The organism is Methanobrevibacter sp., from assembly GCF_030539555.1.
Classification (GTDB): Archaea; Methanobacteriota; Methanobacteria; order Methanobacteriales; family Methanobacteriaceae; genus Methanocatella.
Map to the genome: position 1 here is coordinate 19324 of NZ_JAUNXX010000010.1, position 26353 is coordinate 45676.

Here is a 26353-nt window from a genome sequence, read left to right on the forward strand (position 1 = left end):
TCCGGAGTGCAAAAATATATGCAGAGGCTAAAACATGGGCAAAGTAAAACTTAATGATATTGCGGAAGTCATATCAGGTCTTTCATATAGGCGTTATGTGGATGACCGTGAAAAAGCATTCGACGTAATTGTTCAAAGGTCAATCAAAAAGGACGGAATTCTGGATGATTTCGAAAAGATGAAGTTAAAAGAACCGAAATCACACTATTTCACAAAAAAGGGAGACATTCTTATGAAAATGCCCTACCCTTACGATGTTGTCTGCACTGACCGGGAAGGTCTTGTCGTAAGCGACAGGATTGCAATCATACGTCTCAATGAAGGCTACGACCCGTCTTTTGTAGCGCACCTGCTTACAAATGCCCATGTCAAAAAGCAGCTTCACGAACTGGGAAGCACAGAAAAAATTCCCCACACTTCCATAAAGGAAATCAAGGAACTTGAACTTGCAATTCCGGATTATGACATACAGGTCAAATGCGGCGATCTTTTAAACACCATCAACGAAAAGATCGCCGAGGATTTAAGGGTCGTCGAATACGACCGCAACCTTAAGGAAGGGATTGTGAATAAGGTCTGGGAGGGATTAGATGGCTAGGAAAAAATCCCACAACGAAGCAATCCTCAATTATCTGATAAGACAGGCGAGGCGTTCATCCGTTTCAGCCAATGCAAACTACCTGATATTATATGCATTTCTTTACAAATACCTCTCGGATAAACTTAAAAATCATCTCCTCCACCAGTTCGGAGGTGACGGTGATGACTTGAAAATATTTTATCTCACAGACGAAGGCAAAGCCGAAATCAGGGAAGTTGCCCTGAACGATCTGGGATATTTCATTGAAAGCTATGACGCATACATCGACCACTTCACCGGGGATAAGTTTGTTGAGGAATTCATACACCCGGAATTTCTCTCAGCACTTAAAAAGAGCATAGAATTCAGCAGGGACAATCCGTGCAGACAATATTTCAATTTCATCACCGAAACGCTTGAAAGATATACCAGCTTCTACGGCTATGACGCCGAGCAGGAACTCTTCATCAGCAATTATCTTCTCTCAATTTCCAAACTCGATATTGAAGAGGAGGAATTCAGCTTCAGAAGAGTCTATGATTTGATATCCTCTTCAAGGCAAATCCGCCTGACACCGACTCCGGAATACATCACACAAATTCTTGAAGAGACAGTCACCTCAAAAAAGGACAGTGCTAACAGCATTTACGATCCTTTTTTAAAGGACGCATCCAACCTGTTCAATGTTTCAGGGTATTTCAGGGAAAGCAGGATTTATGGAAAGGAAGCAAATAATCTTTACTACTTCTATAGTCTGATTAAGGCTTTCATCCATGAATGTGACTTCAGCAACGTATTTCTAAAGTGTGAAGATGCAACAGAGTCCATGGCATATGACGAGGAGCTGTTTGATGTCATAGTCTCAAAGGTCCCGAACAGGTCACGCTTTTTTTCAAAATATCATAAAAGCCAGAACCTTGAAGCTCCAAACCCCAACAAAATCGACATTAAAGAGCAGCTGATTTCACAATTGGACTTGTCAGCACTGGGTGAAGATGAAGAACTGATTAATGCCTTAAAGATAGTGGAGAAGAAAGTCGAAGCCGTTGAAAAAAACAACATCATGGACTTCAGGGGAGAATATGAAGTCCTCAAAAACAGCGAATTTCTCTTCCTGATTAATATGATAAACTGCCTTAAGGAAGACGGGATAATGGCGATTTCACTTTCACAAAACTTCCTCTTTAAAAAGTCCCTTACTGCGCTCAGGAAGTTTCTGACCTATGAAAACAACTATATAGATACAATCATCTCCCTTCCCGAAGAGTTGGGCAGATCAATAAGGCCTGAGGTAATCATCGTATTCAGGAAAAACAAAAACATTGATGATATTCTTTTCATAGATCTCTCAAAGCAGTACAGTGCGGTTTCATCTAAAAGAATCGTGCCTGGAGTAATCAGGCGCAATCTGATTCTCGACGATAGGACATTGCTCAGGGTCAGGGATGTTTTAACAAAAAGAAGGGCAATTGACAAGTTCTCTGAAATCATTTCCATTGAGGAACTTGAAAAAAATGATTTTAACCTGACTGTTTCAAGATATGTCGACACATTTGACGGGGATTTCATCAGACTCGAAGATTTGAAATCCGAAAAAAAGGAAATTGATGATAATCTTGATAAGTTAAGTAAAAAAATAGAATCGATGATGAGTGATTTGGATATGTAATCACCCGGTCTCATCAATGCCGTTTTCAATCAGGATGTCTTCATCAAAGATTTCCTCTTCCTTTTTGAAGTATGACCAGTGAATGACCTCATCATCATATTTGTAAAGTGTTCCAAGCCCGTAATCATTTTCAAATTCAAATCTGGACTCAAGAGCAACGCTCTCTTTTTTTTCAAAGCTTGCCTGTTTGGCATCTGCAATCACGCTTTCTATTTGCTCCATGTTGATTGCGAATGTTGTGTTTTCAACCTTATTGTCAATCAGATAGCTGCGCAATATCTTTTCATGATATTCTGCATATATCTGAGGGTTGTAGAATATTTCAAAACCTTTTATATCTCCGTTTTGAATTATCAGAACGCCGCTTTGGCCGTCAACAACCTTAAATGCCTTCAGGAACTTGTTGTGATCCACCTTCAGGTTGTCGTAGCTTTCAGACATTGCACTTGTAGGTGATTTGAATGATGTTTCGACTTCCAGGCAATGGATGGAATCCCAGACTTCGCTTTGGTAGTTGGATGTGTGTCTGCTTGCAACTTCCTTTGCACGGCGGGTTTTGTAGTTTGCAATGTAATCTGACTGTTTGAATTCGCTTTTGTATGCCCATCTCCCCTGCTCTGTACAGCTGACAGGAATGTTCTGGGTCTTTCCCGCACCTATTAGGATTGTACTGTTGACGATACGATTCTGATTTGCTCCAAGGATTTCTTCACCGTCAATTAAAATCAGCGGTGTGACTGCATTGTTTTTGACTGACACTGTGTTTACGCTGCTTTCATCAAGCTCCTTGACTTCCGCAAGCCCCAGTTCAAGACCTTTTTTCAGGGTAAGAATATCTGTCCTGTATGAGAGTTTGCTTTTAAGGGGCACCACGACCATGTTTTCATGGCTTTGCGGAGCTAAGATTTCAATATCAATCATCTGAATCACTTAAATAATGAATGTCGCTTTGAGGATTTTTCATCTCCTCGTTGTATTCTTCACTTGTCAGTATCTTTGCGATTACAGTGTTCTGGGTTATGAATTTCACTTTGGCGAAATAAGTATCGTCAATTTTGTCATATACTCTGCCTGAGCTCATTGTTCCCATTGCTACGGTTTGTGTGCTGTTTGCAACATAGCCGACTTTTCCGAAGTATCTCATTTCGCAGGCTATCGCTTCGTTGTCATATTTGTTTTCAGGCTCTTTAATCAATTTGATTAGGGATTCGAGTTTGAATGGCTTGAGGCCGTGGAACTTTGAAAATCCGAGCAGTGTGATGTGCATATTTTTTTCAATCCATTGTGAATTTTCCATTTTTATCACCTTGTGTATATGTTGTGTTTTAAAAATATTTAAATCTTTCATCAGGCAACTAAGTAAAATTTAAAAAAAAGAAGATTAACAGCAGATAATTTATAATCTGCCGACTTTAATTAATGATTCAACAGGAATACCTTCGATTTCTGAAAGACCTGCTTTGTCGATTAGGACAACGACACAGATAGGTTCTCCGCCCAAATCTTTAACGGTGTGGATAACCTCACGTGCTGTTCTGCCGCTGGTAATCACATCATCCACAATAACTACCTTTTTGCCTTCGACGCTTCCGAAGTTGGTACTTATGGTACCTTCGTCATCGGTCTCATCGGTGTCTTTTCTGTGCTTGTTAGGGTGGAATATTGCAAGGGAGGTTTCGATTCCGGTCATGTCCTCCAGGATGTCAGACATCATTGTGGCAAAAGGTATGCCGCTGACTGCAATTCCACAGATGACTTCAGCTTCGCCATGAGCCAATGTCATGTCACTTAAAGCACTTGAAACATAGCTTAAACGTGCTGAGTTTCCACCGATGCTTTTCCAGTTAATTGCAATGTCAGTTGGAGCATCCGGTTTTTCTTCGGTTGTTTTCTGCAGGGTCAACCATCTTGCGGTGTCCATACTTACATTAAGTTCATCTGCAATTTCTCCTGTAGTAAATCCATGTTGTCTGAGTTCCTGAGCTTTTTGAATTAATCTTTCTTTCACAATACCACCTATTCAAGTTCTTCTAAACTAATCGGTCTATGTTCTTTAGAGGATCTGTTAGCAGCAATAACCATTTTAAGAGCTTTAAGTCCGTCTTCACCAGTTATTTCAGGTTCCTTATCCTGAACAACTGAGTCAAGGAAGGATTTCAATTCACCTTTCAGAGGTTCTTCATGTTTAATTTGGATGTCCTGAGCAAATTTACCGTAAACTTCTATACTTTGTTTAATGTAGTCCACTGAAATGATTCCTGCAGTTCCGGTAAGTTCAAGTTCTCTGCGTTTGTAAGGGGTCAGCCAGTTCACTTCAATGATTCCTGTTGATTCGTTGTCGAAGCTTACCATGATTTCTGCATGGTCTTCGAATTCACTGTCGTCAAAACTGCTGTTCATTGTCCCGTAAACCTGTGTGATGTCCTCTTCAAACAGGTAGTTCATGATGTCCAGATCATGGATTGCAAGGTCGATTGAAACGCCGACATCCTTGATTCTTGGCGGAAGCGGACCCACTCTTTTTGCAAAAGCGGATACGATATCTCCAATAACTCCGTCATCAATAAGCTCTTTAGCCTTTTGAACTGCCGGATTGAACCTTTCCACATGTCCTGTTGCAAGAATCACTCCTGCCTCTTTTGCAGCAGCAATCATTTCTTCGGCTTCGTTTAATGTGAATGCAATAGGTTTTTCAACCAGAACGTGCTTTCCATGTTCGATTGCCTCCATCACGACAGAATGGTGGAATGTTGTTGGTACACATACGCTGACTACTTCAATTTCCGGGTCATCGAGCAATTCACTATATTCAGTATAACCTTTGGCACCGTATTTTTTCTCTATTTTTTTAAGTGCTCTTTCACTAACATCACTGACAGCAATCAGGTTTGCTTCTTCCATTTTATGGTATACGCGAACATGGTTTTCACCCATAGCTCCGACTCCAATGACTCCTACGTTTACAGTTCTCAATTTAATTCCTCCGTTTAAACATAATCCTCGAAAAGTTTTCCGATGCTGCCGCCAAGTTCAACTGCATCTTTTATGGAACCCTTTTCATTTTGCTCTTTAAGGATTTCTCCTTCTTTGGTTAATAATATAGAATAAATATTAAATTCTTTATCGTTTGTTCGTGCTATTGCTCCTATCGGCCATTGGCATCCAACGCCCAATTCCTCAAGCACTTTCTTTTCTGCGAGTACTTCCTGCATTGAAACATAATCATTCAGCTTGGAAATCTTATTTTTAACCTCAGAGTCCTTTCTTGTGATGATTGCCAGCGCTCCCTGACCTGCAGGTGGGGTAATGTATTTGAGCGGGAATACGGTTCTGATGTATTTTGTCAAATTCAGTCTTTTAAGCCCCGCTTCTGCCATCAGTGTGGCGTCAAGGTCGCTTTCATAAACCTTATTGATTCTGGTTTCTATGTTTCCTCTGATAGGTTTCAGTTCAAATTCCTTTTGGTAATGATTGCAGAAAGCTTCTCTTCTGAGGCTGCTGGTTCCAAGTTTTGACCCAGGTCCCAGTTCATCCCAGTTTTTCTCAGAAATTAAAACTTCATGCGGAGATTCTCTTTTAGGAACGGCCACGATTTCCAAATCTTCATCCAGCTCGGTAGGCAAGTCTTTAAAACTGTGGACGGTAAAATCAACTTCCTCTTCAAGCAGCGCAATATCCAATTCCTTGGTGAAAAGACCTTTTGAATCCATATTGTACAGTTGGGATGTTGTAATCTTATCGCCTTTGGTCTTAATAATCTCAACATCAATAGCTTCCTTGGTTATTTTTGATAAATCACTGCAAACCTGTTTGGTTTGAGCTAAAGCTAATTGACTACCTCTTGTTCCTACAATCATTTATTATCTCCGTTTTAAAAAATTTTCATAGTTATATTTATAACTTATAACTATTTTTTACATTGTTAATTTTTATAGTTAATAATAATTAAATGTTTCAATTTTTTCAAAAAATACGGTTGAGTTTATCTTTGTGAAACTTTGCTGTAACTGGAGCGGTATATGAAAAGAAGGTTCTTGCTGTTTTTTATTGCGATGTCATAGCAGTCCCTGTAATCTGGGAGGTATTCGGCATTTCCTGACATTTTCCGGAGAATGCTGTGGCCGACTTCTCCGGTCAGTATCAGCCTGCAGTCAAGGGTGTTTAGAAATTCGCTCACCTTGTCCTCGTCAATCTCTTCACAGGTTATTCCGTAATCCCCGCCAACGGCAACGTAATAATCATCCAAATCGCCGATCATGTTTACGGATTCTTTTATGGCCTGTGTGTTGATTCCAGGATTGATTTCTTCTATGATGGTGCTGTTTTCTATTGTCCTTTTGTTGGTTCTTCCAGGTATTCCCTTATAGTTTTCAAGGCCTTTAATGATTTTGTCATCTTCAATTTCAAGACATATGCAGGTTAGAACAACTCCTAATACATTTGATACGTGATGGGATCCGGGTGCAAAGGTTCTGACGCTTATCTCACCGTCAACCGCTTTGCCCGATGTCGTTTTAACGTTTTTGTATATTATATCGATTGCTGTCTCGTCAAGGGAGTATGAAACGTTTCCGACATAGAAGTTAGCACTTTCATCGTCGATTGAAAACGTATTTACCTTATCATGGGCAATATCTGAATAGTATGCATCATAGCACTCTTTTTGGCATACTATGGTATCGCACATGAACACCTGTGATTTGGCTCTGCTTGCTGAGCTATGATTTCGTGCAATAGGATAATCTTCAGCGATATTTGTCAAAAGCCCCACATCACCGATTCCGCATGCTCCCAGAGAACTTTCAAAGATGGCGGATGAATATTTTCTTAGGTTTTCACTCTTAACCTTGCCTTCGGATATTTGGCAAACGGGATTCGCATTCCTGTAGGCCAGATCGACTGTTTCCTTGATGTTTGCAGGGGTGATTGAAATGTCCTTTTTCAGAAGGGTTTCATTGCCGTTTTCATATAAAATCGCACCCAGGCTTGATAGAATCAGAGGGTTTTCATCAATCAGGATTTCCTTAAGCATAAAAACGGAACTTGTTTTTCCTTTAACTCCTGTAACTTCAATTTTTGGAATGTCAGCTCCCCAGCCTTTAAGAATCTCGCCGATTGCCTGATGGTGGGTCATGAAATTATAATCCAGATTCGGGTTGAACGCTTCAATTTCCTCCTGTGTTAGCGGCAGGTGAATTGGGGATATTACGCATATCCTGCCTTTAAGTTCGGCCAAATCCTCAAGCTGCACCAGTTCCACGCCATAAATGCCAAGCATTTCTGCATCAATATCATTCAGGGTTTTATAAATGTCATATGCCTTGACTGTTTTGCCTTTTTTGGCAAGTGTTATGGCGATTTTCACTCCGCCATGGGTCAAATCGATTATTAGATAATGCATCTTAGCACCAGGAGTTGTCTTTGTGAATTCCGCCTTCACTTAATTTGTCCTTAACTTTCTTATAGAAGTATTTGGTGGATGTTCTAATCAGATAAACGTCCTTATCTGATTTTTTGAATTTGATTTCCTCTTCATATTCTGCCTCTTCGTTGAGCTGGCCGTCCATTACGAATACTGCAGTTTTTCCTTTCTTGAGCAGTTTGACAGTAATTTCACTGTTGTCGGATACGATAAACGGTCTTGCGCCAAGCTTATATGGGCAGATTGGGATGATAATGAATCCTCCGACCTTCGGATCGACAATCGGTCCTCCGGCAGACATTGCATAAGCTGTTGAACCGCTTGGTGTTGAAACAATCAGTCCGTCTGCCCGGACTTCCTCGATAATCTCTCCGTCCACCTGAATTTCGAAGTGAAGCATTTTTGCAGGTTTCTCGGTCATTATCACCACTTCGTTCATTGCGGAGTAGTTGTGGTTTTCGTGTGAAACAACAAGTTTTGACCTTTGTTCCTTGTAGTAGTTTCCTTTTAAAACCTCTTCCAGGGCGCTGAATGTATCTTTTGCTTCTATTTCTGTTAAAAATCCAACGGTTCCCATGTTTACTCCGAATATTGGGGTTTCCGGTTTCATTTTTGACTGCGCTCTTAGGAGTGTTCCGTCTCCCCCCAAAACCACTGCCATGTCGCATTCGAAATCAAAGATTCCGCAGCTTATCTGCTGGTAGTCGATGTTGAAGTTGATGTTGTCAAGCAACGGTGCAATGTCGGGGTATTTCCTTTTGGTCTTTTCTATAATCCTGTCCAGTTTAGGATTTTCTTTTAAATCCTTGAGTTTTCTTGCAAGTCTGGTTTCGATAACGACTTCACGTCCGTTGGTTAGAAGGTAATCGATTATTTTTGCTGAAAAGAGTATGGAGCGGTTCTGGTCGATTCTTCCGACAATTCCGACTTTTCCTATAAAGTCAGTTTGATTGTTGTTTAGGGTATCAATCATCTGTTTGTGAAGGATCTTGTTGTTTGCCGCAACTACGATGGTTCTTTCGTGGATGCTTAATTTGTTGTTCAGCTTTTCACCGTATTTGTCGGTAATGATTCCTCCGGCTTCTTCAAGAATCAGTTTGGATGCCGCAATATCGATTATTCTGCTTCCTCTAAGGTCGATGAATGCATCGTATCTTCCGCTTGCGACATAGGATATTTCAAGCACTACGCTTCCAAGCACTCTCATTCTTCTTGCATTGTCGACGAGCTGTGATGCTTCGGAGGTTCCGCTTTTGGTGAATCCTCCTAGGGTGATGTTGCTGATGTTTACGATGTTGCTAGGATGGACTTCCTCATTGTTCAGCCAGCAGCCCTTTCCTTTTTCGGCTTCAAAGAAGTTTCCGTTTCCGAAGTTGCTGATGAAACCCAGTTCAACATCATTCAATGTGGCAAGTCTTCCTTCGGGAACGTTTGCCACAGCTATTGAGATTCCAAAAGCCGGAATTTCCTTGATTGCATTGCTTGTTCCGTCAACGGGGTCAACCAGGAATATGAATCTTGGCTTTTCCTCATCATCCAGATCGTCACGTCTGAGTTCATGAGTCAGGCTAATGCTTCTTTTTGTTCCTTTACCAAGTTTCAATTCTCCAATTTCTTCGCTTACAATATATGACAGGACCGGAGCATTCTTTAAGATATTGATGACTTTTTCTTCGGCAACAATGTCGATGAGTGATGTTGGTGTGCCGTCGGCCCCCATTTTTATTTTTTCTCCGGATTCCGGTTTTCCGACATATGGCCTGATTGCTCGGCTTACTTCTTTTATTATTTCATAGCAAAGGTCTGTTGCGATTTTCTTATCTTGAGCATCCATTTTATCCCTCGGCAATATTATCTTTTTGATTGGCTGCCTTAGACAGCTTCGATGATTTAGATTTTATAGTTTACAGTTCACGTTTTTTCCATCATGTATCTGACCATGTGTGAGCTTCATTTTTCCAGGTCTTTAAGATGTCTGTCTTATCAGGTAGTCTTTACCTGCAACCTGACGTGTCTTCAATAGCCGCTTTAACAACTGTCATGTCACATCACCTGATTTTTTGAGTGATTTGTGATAAAACGCTGTTGGCCGTTGCCTTCAGATAATTGTATCCACTTCACGTCTTTAATTCCGTCATCTGCAAGTGCATTATCGAAAGCGCTTAGTTTTGCCGGTCATTAATCTTTTCGGCTGAAAGCGTCTATTTTCATTTTTCTTACTTTTAATTTTTAGTACTTCTCTCTAATAAAAATTTATTAATGATTACGTCAAAAATAAATTTAGGTGTACCTAATGATTTTCAATAAGTATCTTTCAATTTTCTTATCAGCATGCCTTTTCATGCTGCTGATGCTTTTAACATCGTCCGTTGTTGTGGTGTTCTTTAACGGAGGGTCTGTTCCATATATTGGAATAGCATTCGTTGTAATTTACTATTTTATCGCACGAGCATTCTACACATATCTGAGAAATGACGATGAGTATAAAAACAACAGAAAAATCACAAGCGACAAAAAAGATGAAAGCTACATCACCAAAGGCCGAAGCGATACGAAAAAGGTCTTTCTTGTAGTTTGGGTTTTGATAATCCTGCTTCTCTCGGCAGTTTCACTCTGGCTTTATTCATTTAATAATGGTCTGCTTTAATTTTTTTCAATTCTTTTAAAATAATCGAATACTTTATATAAAATAGAAAATATAGTCTATATTAATCTAATAATATTCCTTATTATAAGATTATAAAAACCGGTTTTTATTAAAATGGAGGAAAATTAATGTCAACAAAAGTTGTAGAAATTAAAACATTAAAAGTTGGAAAATATATTGTTTTAGGCGGAGAAGCTTGTAAAATTATCAGTTATACTACTTCATCTCCTGGTAAACACGGTGCAGCAAAAGCAAGAATTGAAGCTGTAGGCGTATTCGATAACCAAAAAAGAAGTCTCGTAAAACCAGTGGACAACAAAGTAGATATCCCTATTATCGACAAAAGATTAGGTCAAGTTATATCTATCCAAGGCGACAACGTTCAAATAATGGATATGGAAAACTACGAAACCATCGATTTACCAATGCCTGAAGACTTGAAAAACGACATCGTCGAAGGTATTGAAGTTGAATACATCGTCGCTTTAGGAAACATGAAAATAATGAGAACTAGAGGATCTGCTTAAGTTCTCTTCATATTTTCCTTTTTTTAGATAAATTATGCTTTTAAATACTTATGAACCGTGGAAATTTGCATTTTCTGCGGAAAATGATGAAATCAAAGAAAATTCATATGGGATAATCGGAGTTCCCTTTGACAGCACTACTTCTTATCACTCCGGTGCACGTTTAGGACCAATCGTTGTAAGAGAAGCATCCTTTGGTTTTGAAAAATACAATACTGTTTTTAACAAGGACCTGACAGCCACCTTTTACGATTTCGGCGACGTCAATGTTGTTCCCGGAAACTGTCAGAAAACCTGTGAAATCGTCAGGGAAACTGTTGATGAACTTTTAAGCTTAAACTTAAAGCCAATAATAATCGGAGGCGAACATTCAGCATCCATAGGGGCAATCGCCGCATTAATCGAAAAGTACGAAAAGCTTACTGTGATACACTTGGACGCCCACAGGGACCTGGCCTTCGAATTCATAGGCGAGAAATACTCTCATGCAACAGTAATGAGGCGGGCTCATGAAGCGGGAGCTAACCTTGTACAGATTGGAATAAGATCATCATCCCTTGAGGAAGAGGAATTCATAAAATCAACTTACAATATCCAGACATTCAAGAACAGGGATGTCCACAAGCACATGGACGCAATCGAATATTACCTGACAAATATCGATGGCCCAATCTATATTTCGATAGACATGGATGTTTTCAATCCGGCAATCGCTCCAAGAGTTGGAAATCCGACACCTGGAGGACTTTTCGTTCATGATATTGAGACAATCCTTGAAACATTGTGTCATAAAAACATTGTGGGATTGGATGTTGTTGAAACCGCCAGCAACAAGCTGGGCGAGGCCACAGCAGTCGTCGCATCAAAAATCATTTATGATTTCCTGACTTTGATAGAATAATCTTATTAATCATATTGACAAATATTATACTATGAAGATTAAGGCACCTCTGGTTATGGAAGCGATTTTTATCTTGATTGCCTTTTTGGTTTATTTTATAACATCCAATACGTTTTTTATATTCAATTTCCTGTATATCGGAACTGCGATAGCTATAGGTGTTTTTTTAATGTCCAATAATTTTAGATATGGTCGAAACATAATAATGCTTGCTGTCGGTTCATATTTGCTGTTTTACGTAAGCATTTTGGGTCATGAAAGCTTATCATTATCAGGGTTCTGGTATTATCTGTTTTTAGGCGTTTTTGAAGCAGCAGTAATTCATTTTTTAGTTGCAAAAATCCTTGGTCCATTCATTTTCGGAAGGGGATGGTGCGGATATGCCTGCTGGACGGCGATGGTGCTGGACTTGCTGCCTTACAAGACTCCAAATCATGAACGGAAAAATTGGGGTTATGTCAGATATGTTCTTTTTGCAGTTATTCTGTGTTTCGTTTCCGGACTATTCATATTCAAGGTAAATAATCTTGATGAAATCATATTCTACACATTCATCGCAGGAAACATAATATACTACATTCTTGGAATCTTTCTTGCATATCATCTGAAGGATAATCGTGCATTCTGCAAATATGTTTGTCCGATTACAGTATTTTTAAAATTGTCAAGTTACTATTCAATTCTAAGAATTAAGGTTAACAACGACAAATGCAACGAATGTGGAAAATGTGTTAAAAAATGTCCTATGGATGTTAAAATATTGGATGATTCAAGAAAAAGAGAAAATGGTACAGAATGCATCTTATGCCTTGATTGTGTATATAATTGTCCTAATAATGCATTAAAACTTTAATTTTATCGTTGTTAATCAATGTTCATTTAATGATTAATCATGAATATTCATCGATAATCTTATAACATTTATTTAACATAAATACTTTTATCAGATATTTACGTTTTTCTGATGAGGTGTTATATGTTGGACAATTTTTTCAAATTTAAGGAAAATGGAACTGATTTCAAAACTGAAATCATCGCAGGTATCACCACATTCCTTGCTATGGCTTACATTTTGGGAGTAAACCCTGTTATCTTGGCTGATGGTGGAATGCCTGCTACCGGAGTATTATTTGCAACAGCAGTTGCTTCCGGTATTGCATGTATAATTATGGGGCTAGTTGCTAAATATCCAGTCGGATTAGCTCCAGGTATGGGACTGAACGCATTGTTTACATATACTATTATATTGACAATGGGAAACACATGGGAAACAGCGCTTGCAGCAGTATTCATTTCAAGCATAATCTTTTTAATAATTACCATTTCCGGTTTAAGGGAAGCTATCTTGAACATCATTCCTCTTGACTTGAAACTTGGTATCGGTGCGGCAATCGGATTCTTCCTGGCATTTTTAGGTTTAAAAGGTGCAGGAATCATTGTAGCCGATCCGTCAACTTTCGTCAGTATGGGTAACCTTATGGCCGCTCCGGCTCTTCTTGCATTGATAGGTGTCATAATTACATTGATATTGTATGTAAGGGAATTCCCTGCTGCAGTATTTGTAGGATTGGTCGTCACTGCAGTAATCGGTTTAATATTCACAGCACTCGGATTTGGTACAGGAGATATATTGATGCCTACCGTTCCTTCACAATTCATTACCACCAATTTTGATTTATCTCTCTTCGGTGGATTTGTTAAAGGATTCGGACAGCTGTTCACCAATATTCCGAACCTGATAATGATGCTCTTCTCACTTGTATTCGTGACATTCTTCGATACAACAGGAACCTTGATGGCATTAGGAAGACAATGCGGATTCATCGATGAAAAAGGTCAGGCAGTGGGTATTGAAAACGCATTTTTAGCAGACGCTGTCGGCGGTATCATCGGTGCGATATTCGGTACAAGTACAGTAACAGCATACGTTGAAAGTGCAACAGGTATTGGTCTTGGCGGTAAAACAGGTCTGACAGCTATCGTTACCGGTATACTGTTCATATTATCAATATTCTTCACACCATTGATATTGGCATTATTTACCTCTCCGGTCACCTGTGCAGCATTAGTGATTGTCGGTATCTTGATGATCGTGCAATTGAAAGAGGTTCAATGGGACAGTCTGATTGTTGCGGCTTCCGTATTCATGACCATTATCATGATGATTTTAACTTACTCCATTTCATTAGGTATCGCTTGGGGATTCGTAGTCTACGCAATTGCAAGCCTTGCCAGCGGAAAAACAAAAGAGTTAAGTTGGGGAATCTGGGTACTGGTTATAGTATTTGTAATATATCTGTTCTTCGGACTTTAGACTCATTATATGAGTCTAACTTTTTTTCTTTTTTTTAAAATCAGTCTTTATAATCTTTTTCTACCTTGTTCAGGTAGTATTTGCCTTTATCGGTGATGCTGTAGAACCTGTATCTTTTGTCCTCTTCGTTAAGGCATTCCACAAGTTCCGCTTCTTTTAGGGTCTTCAGGTATTTGGAGACATGGTTGCTGTTGTCGTTGATGTCCTTGCTGATTTTTGAAGGAATCTTGTCCTCCTTTTCAAGGGATTTCAACACGTTAATTCTTTTTTTGGACCTTGCAAGTAAAGAAATAATGCTCATGTCATCCTTTTTGCTCATGATTAAAAATTTAATTTTAGCTATTTAATAGATATCTATACGATATTAGCATGCTAATAGCAATGTTTATATTATGTGTATAACATAATTAATTATGCACATGAGGTGGAGTTCATGAACAAAAAAATTATCTTAATGCTTCTGATAATTATGGCTTTTATTTCCATAATGGCCGTAGGTTCTATCAAATCTAGTCAGGACTTTGACGGACAGTTCACAATGGACATTCCTATCGGTCATAATTTTCGGGATGTGGCATATTGCCTTCCAAATGGGGCACTGGGTTGTTCTAGAGAATATCTGGATGAGGATACAGGATGTGAACTTGAAGATGATGATATCATGGTTTGCTATTATAATGATTCATATTTGGTGGAAGGGGAGTCAAATGCATGGCAACATGCAGTAAATGGGCTTACAACATCCTATTTCTATGAAATAGCTCAGGATGATGGAAATTCATTGGTATTGACTAATGATATTGGCATGAAAATGATGCCTCCGTATCTTGTTGGTGTTAAGAATGATGATGGAAGCAAAGCGGTATTTGTTGGTGGATACCATCTTGATGATTTGAAAAGATATGCAAATTCGGTTGAATTTAAATAGGTTTTAGGTGTTAAACATGTTGGTTCGTAATTTGAATTTTTTATCCATACCAAAAGAATTCGCAAAAGTTGAAGTTGATATATATGATGGAAAATCAATCGCTTTAGTTTATATAGAAAACAAAGGATATTCATTGGTTTTAAAAGAAGGCGAAGAGATAGATTCAGTATTTCTGCTAAAAACTGACATCCTTCCAAGCAATGTTAATGAGCATTCAGACAGAAACGATTTCATCAATGTAATTAAAATGTTGTTGGATAAGGTTTACAGCGTTTCAGATATTAAGGAATATGAAAAACAGCATCAGGAACACGTGTTCTTAAGATTGATGGATATGTTGAATGAAGGAACTGATGTCGTTATGATTTCAGAGGAAACCTCAAAGACTTACACTGACATTGAAAAAGGATTCATGAAGTTGGAAATTGATATTATGGATAATAAGATTAATTCTTTAAATAGTTCTATCGCTGATGTTTCTAGCAATTTGGATTCTACTGTAAGAGATATGGAAGAAAATTCCTGGGGAAACAAAATTAGAAAAACAATGGATCAAAACAATTGGGGTTAAATCATGGTCAAATGTCAAAATTGCGGGGCAGAAGTTGTAGGGTCTGATTTCTGCTTTAATTGTGGTGAAAAAGTGGAAAAATACGAAAAAGACTCTGGAATATGTCCAAAATGCGGAACAAAAAATGATAAAAACACAACATTCTGCCGTGAATGTGGTCATAAATTGGATAATGGTGCTTCCCTATCTTTCAAACAACAGGAATGGAATGCAAGACGTGATGAAGTTCTTGCAAGATATGATAGGCTTGCAGAGGAATTCGGAATTAAGGATGAAGATTATTTCTTAACCAGTGTTGAACGTTTCAATATGTTAGAAAAATCAACTTCTAAACATAAAACTATCAATAAATTCGTTTCAGGTTATAATCCCAACAAATTCATTGGTAATGAGACACAAATTGATGGATTTTTCTTAATTAAAGAAAACAAATTTGTTTTCATGGAAATTGATAATCGGGACTTTAAAAAGGTCAATGCAGGGATAAACAATTTCTATTTTGATAAAATTGTCTCAATGAGAGTAACTAAAAGGTTAGGCGATGAAAGCAGATATGAAGATATCACTAAACGAGCCTGGACATCTCCACATGATATCAGAAGGGATATTCAAAATAAGATAGCTTCTCTTAAGGCAACTAGATTTAAAGATATGGTTGCTAATAATGACAGTGCAAACATGTTTGATAGGTTATTAATAAAATTAGTCGACAATACCTCTTACGAGATTAGACTTCCAAGTTATGAATTTGGTCAGAATTTAGTAGATTTATATGAGTCTTTAAGAGATAAGCCTCAAACAGTTGTAATTGAAAACCAGTCTTCCGAACCAACTAAAGCACAACAACTAAAAGAATTTCAGGAACTGCTTGAAAGCGGTGCAATAACAAAGGAAGAGTTTGATCAAATTAAAAATGATTTATTGTTTAACTGAGGGCTTGATTATGGTTAAATGTAGTCGTTGCGGGATTGAAATAAAGGATGACCACAATATCTGCCCCAACTGCGGAAATGACTTAACTGACTTGGATGAATCATCACTACAATCTGATGAAAATAATGCATGCAGCAATTGTGGTGCTGCTTTAAAGGAAGACGCCACATTCTGCGATAAGTGCGGAAACAGGATTGATGGTGCTGATGAAGTTCCAAAATGTGAGAGTTGCGGGTCTGAAATTCCTGAAAATGTTTTGTTCTGTCCGACATGCGGTGCTAAAGTAAAGCAGAAACCGCAGGTAATTAATAGAGCATGTCCCAATTGTGGATTGGAATTGGAAAATGACATTGTATTTTGCCCGGAATGTGGATCTAATGTATTTGCTGGCGAAAAAAATGATGCAGTAATTCAATCAGCTGTTTTGAGTAATAGTTTTTTAGATAAAATTAATTTGAATGTTATTATGATTCCCACTGCCCTATCTGTAATCACATCAATAATATTATCTTTGATAGGACTTTTAATTGGATTTTCATGGTTTTCATTCATTCTGGCCATTATAATCAGTGTCGGATTTTTCTCCGCAACAATCAATAACGAAGCTAATGCGACAGTATCTGGGTTAATCACAGGGCTTATTTTAGGTCTTTTAGAAAATCCTTTGGTGGAATTCTTATTTGGTGCTTTTGTTTCAGGATTTTATGAAGGATTTTTCGGAGGTCATCTCTTAATACTGATTGTTTTGGGAATAATCTGTGCGTATATTTCAAATGTTTTTCTTAAAAGCAATGTTAGGGGAATTGTTGAGAAATTGGGAATTTCTTGGCTATAATTCTTTTCTTTTTTTTTTGACTGATTTTTTTACAATACCATTAAATATCACCAAAACCTATATTTATAATATTAACAAATGGAGCATAATATTATGAATAAACGAACTATTGAGCTTTCTGGCCATATCATTGACTCATTGACATTAACCAAGACAATGGGCATAATCATGGACAAGGGCGGAGAATTTGACATATTGGAAATCGATGTTGGACGTAAAAAATCAGATGTCAGTCATGCAAAGATTGAAGTTTCAGCGGATTCTCCCGAGTTGTTGGATTCTATCCTGGATGAACTGTCTGTTCTTGGCGCATCAGTTGATGATATCAAGGAAGTCAAATTAGTTGCATCAACAAAAGATAAAGTTGCTCCTGAAGGTTTTTATTCATCATCCAATCATACCACTCACATTTTCTATGACGGTAATTGGATACCTGTTGAAGAAATCGAAATGGACTGTTTGGTTGTTGTAGATGAGGATGAGAAAAGAGCTTTTGTAAAGCCAATTGCAGATATTAAAGTTGGAGACAAGGTTGTTGTCGGTCTTGACGGAGTCAAGGTTACTCCTCCTCACAGGTCAAGGGACGAGCAGCAGGTGTTCGAGTTCATGAACAGTGAAGTGTCTTCAGAAAAGCCATTGATGAATCTGATTAACGGCATTGCCGGTGAAATGAAAGAAATCAAGGCCAAAGGTGGAAAAATCGGTATTGTCGGAGGGCCGGCTATTGTTCACACAGGCTCAGGCAAATATTTGGCTTCTCTGGTTAAGGAAGGCTATATCGACGTAATCATGGCGGGAAATGCTCTGGCCACCCACGACATCGAATCAAACCTCTTCGGCACATCATTGGGCATTGAAGTGGATACAGGCAAAATCGTGGCTCATGGCCATACCCACCACATGAGGGCCATCAACAGAATCAATCGCTCAGGTTCAATCAGGGCTGCCGTTGAGGACGGAACCCTGACCGGAGGCATAATGTATGAATGTGTTAAAAACGATGTTCCATTTGTCCTTGCAGGTTCCATTCGTGATGACGGACCTCTTCCGGATGTAATAACTGATGTTGTCGAAGCTCAGAAACTGATGAGAAAATACGCTCAGGAAGTGGACATGGTAATCATGATTTCAACAATGCTCCACTCAATCGCTACAGGTAACCTGCTTCCTTCCAGAGTCAAAAGTATCTGTGTGGACATCAATCCGTCCACAGTTACCAAACTCTCTGACAGAGGAAGCGCACAGGTTTTAGGTATTGTAACAGATATCGGGACATTTCTGCCCCTTCTTTATAATGCACTGCACGAGGAGTGAGAGATATGATATTTTCAGCTTATATTTTGGACGTCTTGACAGAATCCATCTATCCTGCAAGAATAACAATTGAGGATGGTGTTTTTAAGGAGATTTCTCCAATCAACATGACTGATGAGACAAAAATAGACGTCGAGGGCCTGCTTGTTCCGGGGTTCATCGACTCCCATATTCATATTGAAAGCAGCATGATAACACCTGCCCAGTTTGCAAGGATAGCCGTTCGCCACGGAACTACTGCAGCAGTATGCGACCCCCATGAAATCGCCAACGTCTGCGGAATCGAGGGTATAGAGTTCATGATTGAAAACTCAAAGGAAGTTCCCTTCAATTTCTATTTCACAGCACCTTCATGTGTTCCCGCAACTGCTTTTGAAACATCCGGTGCCAGTCTCGACGCTTCAGACATCGAATACCTCCTTGAAAAGGATGAAGTTGTCGGTCTTGCTGAGATGATGAATTTCCCGGGAGTTATCGATGGCGATGAGGAGGTTTTAAGGAAACTTGAGATTGCAAGAAATTCCGGAAAGCCTATCGATGGTCATGCACCACTTGTAACCGGTCGGGATTTGGATAAATATGTCGCTCAACATATAGTAACCGATCACGAATGCAGTAATTTTCATGAAGCTTTGGAAAAAAAGCAGAAAGGCATGAAAATTATGGTACGTGACGGGTCATCCGCTAAAAATATGGAGGCTCTATTTGATTTTTCGGAGAAGTTGAATCACCTGAAAAAACAGGACGGGTTCAGCATCATACCGACAGAAATAATCGAGAGAAGACTGCACTCTCCGATATTTGACTTCATCGTAAGCGACGACAAGCATCCCAATGACCTGATTGAAGGCCATCTCAACAAGTCCATCAAAAAAGCGGCAAATTTAGGAATCGATGTCATACAGGCCATTGAGATGGTGACAATCAATCCTGCAACCCACTTCGGCCTTGATGGCGGAGCAATCGTAACAGGCAGCAAGGCTGATTTCGTCATAATCGACAGCCTGCATGATTTGAATGTCCTGAAAACATACATAGGTGGTGAATGCGTATTCGACGGTGAAAACGTATTGTTCGACGTCGGTGAGGTCTCAGTCAAAAACTCCATCAATGCATCCAGAAAATCCGCAGATGACTTTGAAATGTTCTTCGACGGGGATGAATGTGAAGTCAATGTAATAGAATGCTTCAATGGTGAGCTGTTAACCCAAAAGGCAACCGCAAAACTCAAATGCAAGGACGGCAAGGTTTCATCTGATATCTATCAGGACGTATTGAAGATAGCTGTCGTTGAAAGGTACGGCGGCGAAAACGTAGCCAACGGATTCATCAAGGGATTCAACCTTAAAAAAGGTGCAATCGCATCATCCGTTGCCCATGACTCACACAACATCATTGTTGTAGGATATGACAGTGAAATGATGGCCGAAGCTGTAAATGCGGTGATTGACAATAAGGGTGGAATAGCTGTAGTGAGCGAAGACTTCTCGGATTCACTTTCCCTTCCGATTGCAGGGCTCATGAGCAATGAGGACGCTTATGTGGTATCGGAAAAATTGGATACTCTGCATAGGATGACAAAGGCGCTCGGATGCACACTGGACGCTCCGTTCATGACAATGGCATTCATGGCACTTTTGGTAATTCCTTCTTTGAAAATCTCAGATAAGGGATTGTTCGATGGTGATGCGTTCGAATTCATTGACGTTATAAGAAATTAGGGTTCATACCCTCTTTTCATCAATTCTTTTTTTATCTCGGCCATTGCAAGCTTGTCCTTCTTATAGCCGACTTTATTGACTATACGGCTGCATTCCCTAAATCTTTTAAGATATTGCTCTTTTTGAGCCTCATCAACAATATCGAAACGGGAATAGTTGGCCAAAGACTCTATGACGCATCCGAAACTTCTGTTGAATGCTTCAGTTGGCCGGCTGATAATCAAATCTGTAACCTCTGACTTGATTACAATTGCTTCGCCTTTCTTTTTTATAGGATCGCTTTGCTTGACTGCTTCCTTAAGACTGATTACCTCACATCTGAAATAGGCATCAGCACATTTTAAGCTGTTGTCTTCATTGAAATAACTTTCAGGCAAATTCCCCAGAGTTGACAATGCAAACACTTCAGGGTCGTGAGTGATGTTAACAGTAAACTCCCTTTGGGAGATAATGTTGTCTAATGTGTGGCTTCCCTTAAAAATACGGTTTAAGATAGTCCCCTTGCCTGCACATAGCACTCCTATGGGTGCTGCATTTCGAACATTGTCACAATTTATGCTGGTGATAATTGTCTCATACTGCTTTCCTTTTTCCATTCCGATTAACGTCAAATCAATTTCCATAGTTATCATAATTTTAAACTAATTTAAAAATACTTTTATATATGTTTTAACAATATATTAATATTATTAATTAATTTTAAGGGGTTTAGCTTATGAAATATAAAATGTATGATGAAATGATGGAGCAGCCGGAATCACTTAGAAAAACATTCGAAAGTGAATTCTCCACTCTGCAGGAAGTCTCCAATATGATTCCTGATGCGGATAAGGTATACCTGATTGGCTGCGGCAGTTCCATTTCAACATGTTACAGTGTTAGGGATGCAATAAGAATGTCTTCCACCAACATTGACATAGAAGTATACACAGGTTATGAATTTTACTACAACAAGAGATTACAGGAAAACGAGAATACTATAGCTATTTTCACATCCCAATCCGGTGAAACAGCCGATACTTTAGCATCCCTCAGAAGGGCAAATGAGTATGGGATTCACACAGTTTCAATTTCAAACGAACCGGACAGTTCAATGACAAAAGAAGCTAAAACTCCAATTGTTACCAGATGTGAAACAGAAACCGCCATTCTGGGCACAAAAACTTACATCACCCAGCTGGCCTGTCTTTACCAGATTCTGTTCAGCGCATCAGATTATGAAAACAAGACAGAACTATTGGCCCAATTGGCTGAAATGCCTAAGATGCTCGAAAAGCTATTGCTTCTAACCGAAGATGAAAATAAGGCTCTGGCTGAAAAGCTTAAGGATGAGGACATATTCTACTGTTTGGGAAGCGGTCCAAACTTCGGTCTTGCCTACAAACTGGCAATGACAATGCTTATGGAAGGAGCAATAAAACATGCCTGTCCTGAATATTCAGCTGAATTCAGGCATGGTCTGATTGAAAGGGCAGAAAAGGATGTTCCGGTCATAATCTTCAGGTCTGATTTAGAATCCGATGAAATCACTCAAAAGGCAATTGATTTTTGCGAAAACCTGGAAGCAAAATTAATTCTTTTTGATTTGAAGGATTATGCCGATGTAGATAAACTCCTGTCCCCATTCATTTTTGTGATTCCTCTTGAATGGTTCGTATATTATCTGGCACACTTCAACGGCGAGGATCCGGGTGCTACAAGACACATCGGAAAAGTAAGATATTAAAATGTAGATTCAATCTACATCAACCTATTTTTTTAATGTAAAGTTTTTTCTTTATCTTAAGTGTGCAAGAATATCACGACTTCTTTAATTCGTGAATGAATTGCACAAAAATGGGAGAGTATGATTACTTTTCTAATGCTCTCTTGCCAATTTTAAATATATATCTTTTTAATATATTGTGTATTTGTAGTATTATTATATTTGTGTGTTGAGAATTTATGGTTGTTAAAGTGGTTAATAAAGGTTTGGAGGTCAGGTTGTATCCTAAAGGTGATATGGTTTATGTTTTTAATCAGAATATTGGTAATGCGCGTTTTGTGTGGAATCATCTTTTAGATGAATACCAAAAGACCTATTCTTTGTTTATACAACATGGATACACTAAATTAAAATGCAATATGACTACATTTAATACTATGTTGAAAATGCTTAAAAAGGAGCATTCATTTCTTGGTCTTTCAGAGTCAAGTAGTTTACAGCAGGTATATCGTGATCTCATAAATGCTTTTAATAAATTCTTCAAAAAAGGTGCTGGATATCCACGGTTTAAATCTAAAAGTAATCGTAAACAATCATTCAGGATACAAAACAATAAAAATATCCGAATACAAGGTAACCAGATTGTTTTTCCAAAAATTGGACAGGTATACTTTAGAACCAGCAAAGAATACAAAAAATCTTAAACAACTCGGATACTAAAATCAACAACGTCACCATAAAAAAACACAACGGCAAATACTATGAAGTATTCAATGTCAAAACAACCATAGAAGTGTTTGAAAAAACATTTGACCGTATAGGAATTGATTTGGGATTAAGAACATTAGCAACTCTAAGCAACGGACTAGAGAAAGCCAATCTAGACGTATCCTATGAGGAAAAAATGATCAATAAATACCAAAAAACACTATCACGGAAAAAATACATGAGCAAAAGATACCAAAAAACACAACGAACATACTGGAAATGGATTGATAAAAAAACAAACAAATACGAGACGCATACCACCAAATAAGCCATGATTTAGTACAAGCTTATGACCTAATCTGTATGGAAGACCTAAACATCAAAGGAATGTTCAAAAACAAGCACGGGAGCACTAAACTTCAAAGAATAGCACTATGCTCACTAGTAGAAAAAATCCGCTACAAAGCACAATGGCACAATAAAAAATTCATACAAGTCAACCGATGGTTCCCATCAAGCAAAAAATGCCACCACTGCGGATACTACAACCACGACTTAGAATACGAAAAAGAATGGACCTATCCAAAATGCAAAAAACACCACAACAGAGACATAAATGCCAGTAAAAACATACTAAACGAAGGAATAAATGTTCTTCAACATGAATTATTAATGAACCTCTGGAACAGGGGGGATAGCACGGTATATCTAGGTGCATTAGCATCTACAGCCCGTGAAGTAAGAATCCTCGAGCTCCACAGCTCGAGGTAGTTCAAATGCCTTAAATTACAAAACTATTGTTCGGTGATAGTTATGAAAAAATTTTTAGGCATGATGATATTCATAATGATCGGTGCAATTGTATGTGTTGGCGCAACAAGTTTGCAAACACATGATTTTGAAAATTTCACAGCAGATATTCCGACCAACTCAGATATCCATACATATGCAAGCGGAACTCTTCATAATGTGGATTCACGTTATCTTACAGCAAGCAGTTTGCAGAACGCTTTGGCAACCTCATCAGATGTCCACAGAAACTATGAGGATGAGGAAAATGACATAACATATGATTTCCAGGATATTCCTGAAAACGGAACCTACGCTGACGAACTGGGCTCTGATGCTGAAGATTTGGGAACACAGGATGGATTGATTTGTTACAATATGTCTTACGGTTCACATAAGGAGTACTGTGTGATAAAAGAACAAAAAAACCTATTCATTTTCCCTGGAGACCACTACGTTAAAATCACAGGTCATGATTTGGAATTGTTAAAAGAAATAGGTAAAACAGTAGAATTTAAATGAGATTAACACAATATTAATCTCTCTTATTTTTTTTAAAAAAGGGATAAAATGTAGAAATTTATTCTACATTGACTTTATGTTTTGGTATAATCAATTTTGGAACAGTAATGGTTACGATTCCGTTATTGAATTTGGCAGAGATATTTTCAATATCAATGCTGTTAACGAATCTGACGGTTTTTACACATCTTCCAGCTTTGAGGGAAGTGGAAATGACTTCAGCCTCATCTTCATCATCGAAATCTTCAATGTATGGTTTGAATGTAGCTTCGATGGTAATGTCGTTGTCTCCAGCTTCAATTAAGATTTCTTCTTTATCAATACCTGGAACAGCAACTTTTATGAAGTATTTGTCTTCAGTTTCGATTAAATCAGCATCTAAGCTTTGTACAGTAGTTTTTTTGTAATCGTTATATCTTTGATCTGCGTTTTTCTGCATGTTTTTGAGACTTTCCTTGAATTCTTCAATGCTTTTGGAAAGGTCATTAATTACATTGTCTGCAATATTTTTACCTTTTTCCTTGGTCTCTTCGTATTTTTCTTTTTTCTCTTCTTTTTTGTCTTCGAATTTGTCCTTTGTTTCATCAATTTTTTCTTCGAATTCTTCTTTTTTATCGGAAATTTTGGTTTCAATAGTTTCACTGTCTACCATAATTTTCACGCTCCTTTTTTTGATGAAATTTATGATTGTATTTTATTTACTTTTTGTTACTATATAAAGTTTTCTATTTTTATTACTAAAAGTTATTTAAAAAATAATTATTTTAATTTTTGATTTATCATATTTATGAGGTTCTATTTCATAAATTTCATTAATTATTTTCTCAATATATTTAATAAGTGTCATTAAATGGTTAGAATTAAATAAAATTCTTTTTTTTACATTTGATTTAAAATGATTTTAATTGAGTGGGGTAACTATATGTTTTGTTCATGATGTCCTTTGGGTAGGCATATTTTTTCACTAAAATATATTAATTGTTGTTTTGAATATTGCTCCATAATATATGTTGCTATTTCTATTCGCTGGACTTCAACACATATCTTTCGTTGGTCAATGTTGTCTCGTCCTGCTGAATTGACGGTCTTAAAACAAAAAGTATTATTCATTGAAAAAAAGTAATAATTATTCTAATTACATTCTAACTGCAATTTTTACTTGAGTATAGGCATATAAAAACTATTTAAGCCATAAAATCAAATGTTATAAGTAATCAAACTCTTGACCATAGGGGGTGGTATTATTTTAGGTAGGATAATATTGCCATTGGTAGGATTTGAAACTGATGTTTTAATGAATGCTCCCTTTGGCAAAACCACTAATTTGATAGGAGGAATCCTTATGAGTGTCCAGAAGAAATTTTGGATTGGGGTGCTCATATACACCATCATTTCATGGTGTGTGGCATCCTATCTCATTTGGGTTATATATTGACTAAAATGAGGCCATAATGATTTCACCTTTAAATTGTAGAAATCATCAAATATTATAATGATTGTTTTTCAATGACCTTAAAAAGTCATATTTGGGTTTGTTTATTTATAATGGACACTTTCTACAATTTATAAATTAAACATAATAAAATTTATATATCAAATATTTCAAATAATATCATAGAGTTTAAAATCCACCTTTCTGGGTTACTTAAATTCTAACAAATTAGTGGTTTAATTCAATGTCTATCTACCTAAACATGTGAAAACATGTTATAGGCATTGAAATTACTAATATTACTATTAATTTTAGTTTTTTTTAGCAGATTTAATTGTATTGTAAAAAAATAGTTTGATTTATATTAATTCTATAAACTATGTATGTTTCTGATATTATGAAAAAGGATTCTAAATTTTTCAAATATATTATTTTAACCGATCCGGGGAGTTTGTCAATGACAAAAAGGATATGCATTATTCTTATTCCTTTAATTTTTATAACTTGCCTGTTATTGCACATGTTCATCACTTCCCATGAGGTTTTAGTACTTTTATGGCTATTTGGGATGTGGGTGTTCTTCATGGGTTTAGGTTATCCGTTAATCTATTTTGAAAAATATGAAGAAAAGTATGGATGGTACTCCAAAATAAGGTTTGGAGCTACCTATCAGATAATGTCCAAAACTTATTCTTATCTGATTCCTGGGCTGATAGTAAATATTATATTTGTAGGTTTGATTCTTGAAAATATAACAAAAGCCTCTTTAGTTGCTTTTGCATTCGTACTTCCGTTTTTAGCTTTATTTTTCAGGACTGATGTTTTCAACGACAAT

At 37.7% G+C, this 26353-nt stretch carries 29 protein-coding genes; 19 read left to right on the forward strand and 10 right to left on the reverse strand.

All coding sequences use genetic code 11. The annotated features are described in order from the left end of the window. Positions 1 to 34 precede the first annotated feature (34 nt). Both Q4Q55_RS03715 and Q4Q55_RS03720 read left to right on the forward strand, forming a co-directional pair. On the forward strand, positions 35 to 598 hold the full coding sequence (locus Q4Q55_RS03715; RefSeq protein WP_303371474.1) for a restriction endonuclease subunit S: 564 nt from the start codon (positions 35 to 37) through the stop codon (positions 596 to 598). Beyond that, positions 591 to 2249, forward strand: coding sequence for an N-6 DNA methylase (locus Q4Q55_RS03720; RefSeq protein WP_303371475.1), 1659 nt, complete (start codon positions 591 to 593; stop codon positions 2247 to 2249). Before Q4Q55_RS03715 ends, Q4Q55_RS03720 begins: the two co-directional genes overlap by 8 nt. Here the strand turns inward: Q4Q55_RS03720 and Q4Q55_RS03725 are convergent, their stop codons facing one another. The 7 genes from Q4Q55_RS03725 to Q4Q55_RS03755 all read right to left on the reverse strand — a co-directional run bounded on the left by Q4Q55_RS03725 (position 2250) and on the right by Q4Q55_RS03755 (position 9505). Continuing rightward, a complete protein-coding gene (locus Q4Q55_RS03725) occupies positions 2250 to 3170 on the reverse strand; it encodes a DUF6569 family protein (protein WP_303371476.1) in 921 nt (306 codons plus the stop codon). It lies immediately after the preceding gene. Beyond that, a complete protein-coding gene (locus tag Q4Q55_RS03730) occupies positions 3163 to 3546 on the reverse strand; it encodes a hypothetical protein (RefSeq protein ID WP_303371477.1) in 384 nt (127 codons plus the stop codon). The genes Q4Q55_RS03725 and Q4Q55_RS03730 overlap by 8 nt, the downstream gene beginning before the upstream one ends. A gap of 99 nt (positions 3547 to 3645) precedes the next feature. Continuing rightward, entirely contained in the window at positions 3646 to 4257 is a 612-nt protein-coding gene (locus tag Q4Q55_RS03735) for an orotate phosphoribosyltransferase-like protein (protein WP_303371478.1), read from the reverse strand. 8 nt (positions 4258 to 4265) lie between these two features. Then, positions 4266 to 5222, reverse strand: a complete 957-nt coding sequence (locus tag Q4Q55_RS03740; protein WP_303371479.1) for a Gfo/Idh/MocA family protein — start codon at positions 5220 to 5222, stop codon at positions 4266 to 4268. 14 nt (positions 5223 to 5236) lie between these two features. Further along, complete coding sequence (gene hemC, locus Q4Q55_RS03745; protein WP_303371480.1) at positions 5237 to 6106, reverse strand: hydroxymethylbilane synthase; 870 nt, start codon at positions 6104 to 6106, stop codon at positions 5237 to 5239. A gap of 125 nt (positions 6107 to 6231) precedes the next feature. Further along, a complete protein-coding gene (cfbE, locus tag Q4Q55_RS03750) occupies positions 6232 to 7689 on the reverse strand; it encodes a coenzyme F430 synthase (RefSeq protein ID WP_303371481.1) in 1458 nt (485 codons plus the stop codon). Further along, positions 7652 to 9505 (reverse strand): bifunctional NADP phosphatase/NAD kinase, encoded by a 1854-nt coding sequence (locus Q4Q55_RS03755; protein ID WP_303371482.1) that lies wholly within the window; start codon positions 9503 to 9505, stop codon positions 7652 to 7654. Before Q4Q55_RS03755 ends, cfbE begins: the two co-directional genes overlap by 38 nt. A gap of 459 nt (positions 9506 to 9964) precedes the next feature. Here Q4Q55_RS03755 and Q4Q55_RS03760 point away from each other — a divergent pair, with 459 nt between their 5' ends. From Q4Q55_RS03760 to Q4Q55_RS03780, 5 genes are all read left to right on the forward strand, one after another. Then, a complete protein-coding gene (locus Q4Q55_RS03760) occupies positions 9965 to 10318 on the forward strand; it encodes a hypothetical protein (protein WP_303371483.1) in 354 nt (117 codons plus the stop codon). A gap of 128 nt (positions 10319 to 10446) precedes the next feature. After that, on the forward strand, positions 10447 to 10845 hold the full coding sequence (locus Q4Q55_RS03765; protein ID WP_303371484.1) for a translation initiation factor IF-5A: 399 nt from the start codon (positions 10447 to 10449) through the stop codon (positions 10843 to 10845). Positions 10846 to 10879: 34 nt separating this feature from the next. Next, positions 10880 to 11746, forward strand: a complete 867-nt coding sequence (gene speB / locus Q4Q55_RS03770) for an agmatinase (protein WP_303371485.1) — start codon at positions 10880 to 10882, stop codon at positions 11744 to 11746. A gap of 31 nt (positions 11747 to 11777) precedes the next feature. Then, entirely contained in the window at positions 11778 to 12599 is an 822-nt protein-coding gene (locus Q4Q55_RS03775; protein WP_303371486.1) for a 4Fe-4S dicluster domain-containing protein, read from the forward strand. A 123-nt stretch (positions 12600 to 12722) separates the two neighbouring features. Next, positions 12723 to 14060, forward strand: coding sequence for an NCS2 family permease (locus tag Q4Q55_RS03780; RefSeq protein WP_303371487.1), 1338 nt, complete (start codon positions 12723 to 12725; stop codon positions 14058 to 14060). A gap of 40 nt (positions 14061 to 14100) precedes the next feature. Here Q4Q55_RS03780 and Q4Q55_RS03785 read toward each other — a convergent pair whose 3' ends face one another. Next, entirely contained in the window at positions 14101 to 14379 is a 279-nt protein-coding gene (locus Q4Q55_RS03785; protein WP_303371488.1) for a winged helix-turn-helix domain-containing protein, read from the reverse strand. A gap of 114 nt (positions 14380 to 14493) precedes the next feature. On the opposite strand from Q4Q55_RS03785, the gene Q4Q55_RS03790 reads away from it, so the two are divergent. From Q4Q55_RS03790 to ade, 6 genes are all read left to right on the forward strand, one after another. Continuing rightward, on the forward strand, positions 14494 to 14988 hold the full coding sequence (locus Q4Q55_RS03790) for a hypothetical protein (protein ID WP_303371489.1): 495 nt from the start codon (positions 14494 to 14496) through the stop codon (positions 14986 to 14988). Between the two features lie 16 nt (positions 14989 to 15004). Further along, a complete protein-coding gene (locus tag Q4Q55_RS03795) occupies positions 15005 to 15559 on the forward strand; it encodes a hypothetical protein (RefSeq protein ID WP_303371490.1) in 555 nt (184 codons plus the stop codon). 3 nt (positions 15560 to 15562) lie between these two features. Next, positions 15563 to 16492: a zinc-ribbon domain-containing protein gene (locus tag Q4Q55_RS03800; RefSeq protein WP_303371491.1), complete on the forward strand. Its 930-nt coding sequence runs from the start codon at positions 15563 to 15565 to the stop codon at positions 16490 to 16492. 10 nt (positions 16493 to 16502) lie between these two features. Further along, positions 16503 to 17327, forward strand: a complete 825-nt coding sequence (locus Q4Q55_RS03805; RefSeq protein ID WP_303371492.1) for a zinc ribbon domain-containing protein — start codon at positions 16503 to 16505, stop codon at positions 17325 to 17327. A gap of 93 nt (positions 17328 to 17420) precedes the next feature. Further along, entirely contained in the window at positions 17421 to 18641 is a 1221-nt protein-coding gene (locus Q4Q55_RS03810) for a TIGR00300 family protein (RefSeq protein ID WP_303371493.1), read from the forward strand. A 5-nt stretch (positions 18642 to 18646) separates the two neighbouring features. Next, positions 18647 to 20362: an adenine deaminase gene (gene ade, locus Q4Q55_RS03815; RefSeq protein ID WP_303371494.1), complete on the forward strand. Its 1716-nt coding sequence runs from the start codon at positions 18647 to 18649 to the stop codon at positions 20360 to 20362. On the opposite strand, the gene Q4Q55_RS03820 is transcribed toward ade, so the two are convergent. Continuing rightward, positions 20359 to 20985, reverse strand: a complete 627-nt coding sequence (locus tag Q4Q55_RS03820) for a DUF447 domain-containing protein (protein ID WP_303371495.1) — start codon at positions 20983 to 20985, stop codon at positions 20359 to 20361. The two genes, ade and Q4Q55_RS03820, sit on opposite strands and share 4 nt — an antisense overlap. Before the next feature lie 92 nt (positions 20986 to 21077). Here Q4Q55_RS03820 and Q4Q55_RS03825 point away from each other — a divergent pair, with 92 nt between their 5' ends. From Q4Q55_RS03825 to Q4Q55_RS03840, 5 genes are all read left to right on the forward strand, one after another. Next, positions 21078 to 22088 carry an SIS domain-containing protein gene (locus tag Q4Q55_RS03825; protein ID WP_303371496.1) on the forward strand — a complete coding sequence of 337 codons (1011 nt, stop codon included), beginning with the start codon at positions 21078 to 21080 and terminating at the stop codon, positions 22086 to 22088. Between the two features lie 218 nt (positions 22089 to 22306). Next, on the forward strand, positions 22307 to 22771 hold the full coding sequence (locus Q4Q55_RS03830; RefSeq protein WP_303371497.1) for a helix-turn-helix domain-containing protein: 465 nt from the start codon (positions 22307 to 22309) through the stop codon (positions 22769 to 22771). An 89-nt stretch (positions 22772 to 22860) separates the two neighbouring features. Continuing rightward, entirely contained in the window at positions 22861 to 23103 is a 243-nt protein-coding gene (locus Q4Q55_RS10635; RefSeq protein ID WP_368660132.1) for a transposase, read from the forward strand. Then, a complete protein-coding gene (locus tag Q4Q55_RS03835; protein WP_303371502.1) occupies positions 23079 to 23546 on the forward strand; it encodes a transposase in 468 nt (155 codons plus the stop codon). The genes Q4Q55_RS10635 and Q4Q55_RS03835 overlap by 25 nt, the downstream gene beginning before the upstream one ends. A 42-nt stretch (positions 23547 to 23588) precedes the next feature. Continuing rightward, positions 23589 to 24086, forward strand: coding sequence for a hypothetical protein (locus tag Q4Q55_RS03840; RefSeq protein ID WP_303371498.1), 498 nt, complete (start codon positions 23589 to 23591; stop codon positions 24084 to 24086). Between the two features lie 58 nt (positions 24087 to 24144). Here Q4Q55_RS03840 and Q4Q55_RS03845 read toward each other — a convergent pair whose 3' ends face one another. Beyond that, positions 24145 to 24738 carry an Hsp20/alpha crystallin family protein gene (locus tag Q4Q55_RS03845; RefSeq protein ID WP_303371499.1) on the reverse strand — a complete coding sequence of 198 codons (594 nt, stop codon included), beginning with the start codon at positions 24736 to 24738 and terminating at the stop codon, positions 24145 to 24147. 1237 nt (positions 24739 to 25975) lie between these two features. On the opposite strand from Q4Q55_RS03845, the gene Q4Q55_RS03850 reads away from it, so the two are divergent. Next, a partial coding sequence (locus tag Q4Q55_RS03850; protein WP_303371500.1) for a hypothetical protein occupies positions 25976 to 26353 on the forward strand: 378 nt, incomplete at its 3' end.

What these genes read in the sequence shown, in the direction of transcription:
- Q4Q55_RS03715 (WP_303371474.1), top strand. Translation starts at nt 35, where the DNA reads ATGGGCAAAGTAAAACTTAATGATATTGCGGAAGTCATATCAGGTCTT.
- Q4Q55_RS03720 (WP_303371475.1), top strand. Translation starts at nt 591, where the DNA reads ATGGCTAGGAAAAAATCCCACAACGAAGCAATCCTCAATTATCTGATA.
- Q4Q55_RS03725 (WP_303371476.1), bottom strand. Translation starts at nt 3,170, where the DNA reads ATGATTGATATTGAAATCTTAGCTCCGCAAAGCCATGAAAACATGGTC.
- Q4Q55_RS03730 (WP_303371477.1), bottom strand. Translation starts at nt 3,546, where the DNA reads ATGGAAAATTCACAATGGATTGAAAAAAATATGCACATCACACTGCTC.
- hemC (WP_303371480.1), bottom strand. Translation starts at nt 6,106, where the DNA reads ATGATTGTAGGAACAAGAGGTAGTCAATTAGCTTTAGCTCAAACCAAA.
- Q4Q55_RS03755 (WP_303371482.1), bottom strand. Translation starts at nt 9,505, where the DNA reads ATGGATGCTCAAGATAAGAAAATCGCAACAGACCTTTGCTATGAAATA.
- Q4Q55_RS03760 (WP_303371483.1), top strand. Translation starts at nt 9,965, where the DNA reads ATGATTTTCAATAAGTATCTTTCAATTTTCTTATCAGCATGCCTTTTC.
- Q4Q55_RS03765 (WP_303371484.1), top strand. Translation starts at nt 10,447, where the DNA reads ATGTCAACAAAAGTTGTAGAAATTAAAACATTAAAAGTTGGAAAATAT.
- speB (WP_303371485.1), top strand. Translation starts at nt 10,880, where the DNA reads ATGCTTTTAAATACTTATGAACCGTGGAAATTTGCATTTTCTGCGGAA.
- Q4Q55_RS03775 (WP_303371486.1), top strand. Translation starts at nt 11,778, where the DNA reads ATGAAGATTAAGGCACCTCTGGTTATGGAAGCGATTTTTATCTTGATT.
- Q4Q55_RS03780 (WP_303371487.1), top strand. Translation starts at nt 12,723, where the DNA reads ATGTTGGACAATTTTTTCAAATTTAAGGAAAATGGAACTGATTTCAAA.
- Q4Q55_RS03785 (WP_303371488.1), bottom strand. Translation starts at nt 14,379, where the DNA reads ATGAGCAAAAAGGATGACATGAGCATTATTTCTTTACTTGCAAGGTCC.
- Q4Q55_RS03790 (WP_303371489.1), top strand. Translation starts at nt 14,494, where the DNA reads ATGAACAAAAAAATTATCTTAATGCTTCTGATAATTATGGCTTTTATT.
- Q4Q55_RS03795 (WP_303371490.1), top strand. Translation starts at nt 15,005, where the DNA reads ATGTTGGTTCGTAATTTGAATTTTTTATCCATACCAAAAGAATTCGCA.
- Q4Q55_RS03800 (WP_303371491.1), top strand. Translation starts at nt 15,563, where the DNA reads ATGGTCAAATGTCAAAATTGCGGGGCAGAAGTTGTAGGGTCTGATTTC.
- Q4Q55_RS03805 (WP_303371492.1), top strand. Translation starts at nt 16,503, where the DNA reads ATGGTTAAATGTAGTCGTTGCGGGATTGAAATAAAGGATGACCACAAT.
- Q4Q55_RS03810 (WP_303371493.1), top strand. Translation starts at nt 17,421, where the DNA reads ATGAATAAACGAACTATTGAGCTTTCTGGCCATATCATTGACTCATTG.
- ade (WP_303371494.1), top strand. Translation starts at nt 18,647, where the DNA reads ATGATATTTTCAGCTTATATTTTGGACGTCTTGACAGAATCCATCTAT.
- Q4Q55_RS03820 (WP_303371495.1), bottom strand. Translation starts at nt 20,985, where the DNA reads ATGGAAATTGATTTGACGTTAATCGGAATGGAAAAAGGAAAGCAGTAT.
- Q4Q55_RS03825 (WP_303371496.1), top strand. Translation starts at nt 21,078, where the DNA reads ATGAAATATAAAATGTATGATGAAATGATGGAGCAGCCGGAATCACTT.
- Q4Q55_RS03830 (WP_303371497.1), top strand. Translation starts at nt 22,307, where the DNA reads ATGGTTGTTAAAGTGGTTAATAAAGGTTTGGAGGTCAGGTTGTATCCT.
- Q4Q55_RS03840 (WP_303371498.1), top strand. Translation starts at nt 23,589, where the DNA reads ATGAAAAAATTTTTAGGCATGATGATATTCATAATGATCGGTGCAATT.
- Q4Q55_RS03845 (WP_303371499.1), bottom strand. Translation starts at nt 24,738, where the DNA reads ATGGTAGACAGTGAAACTATTGAAACCAAAATTTCCGATAAAAAAGAA.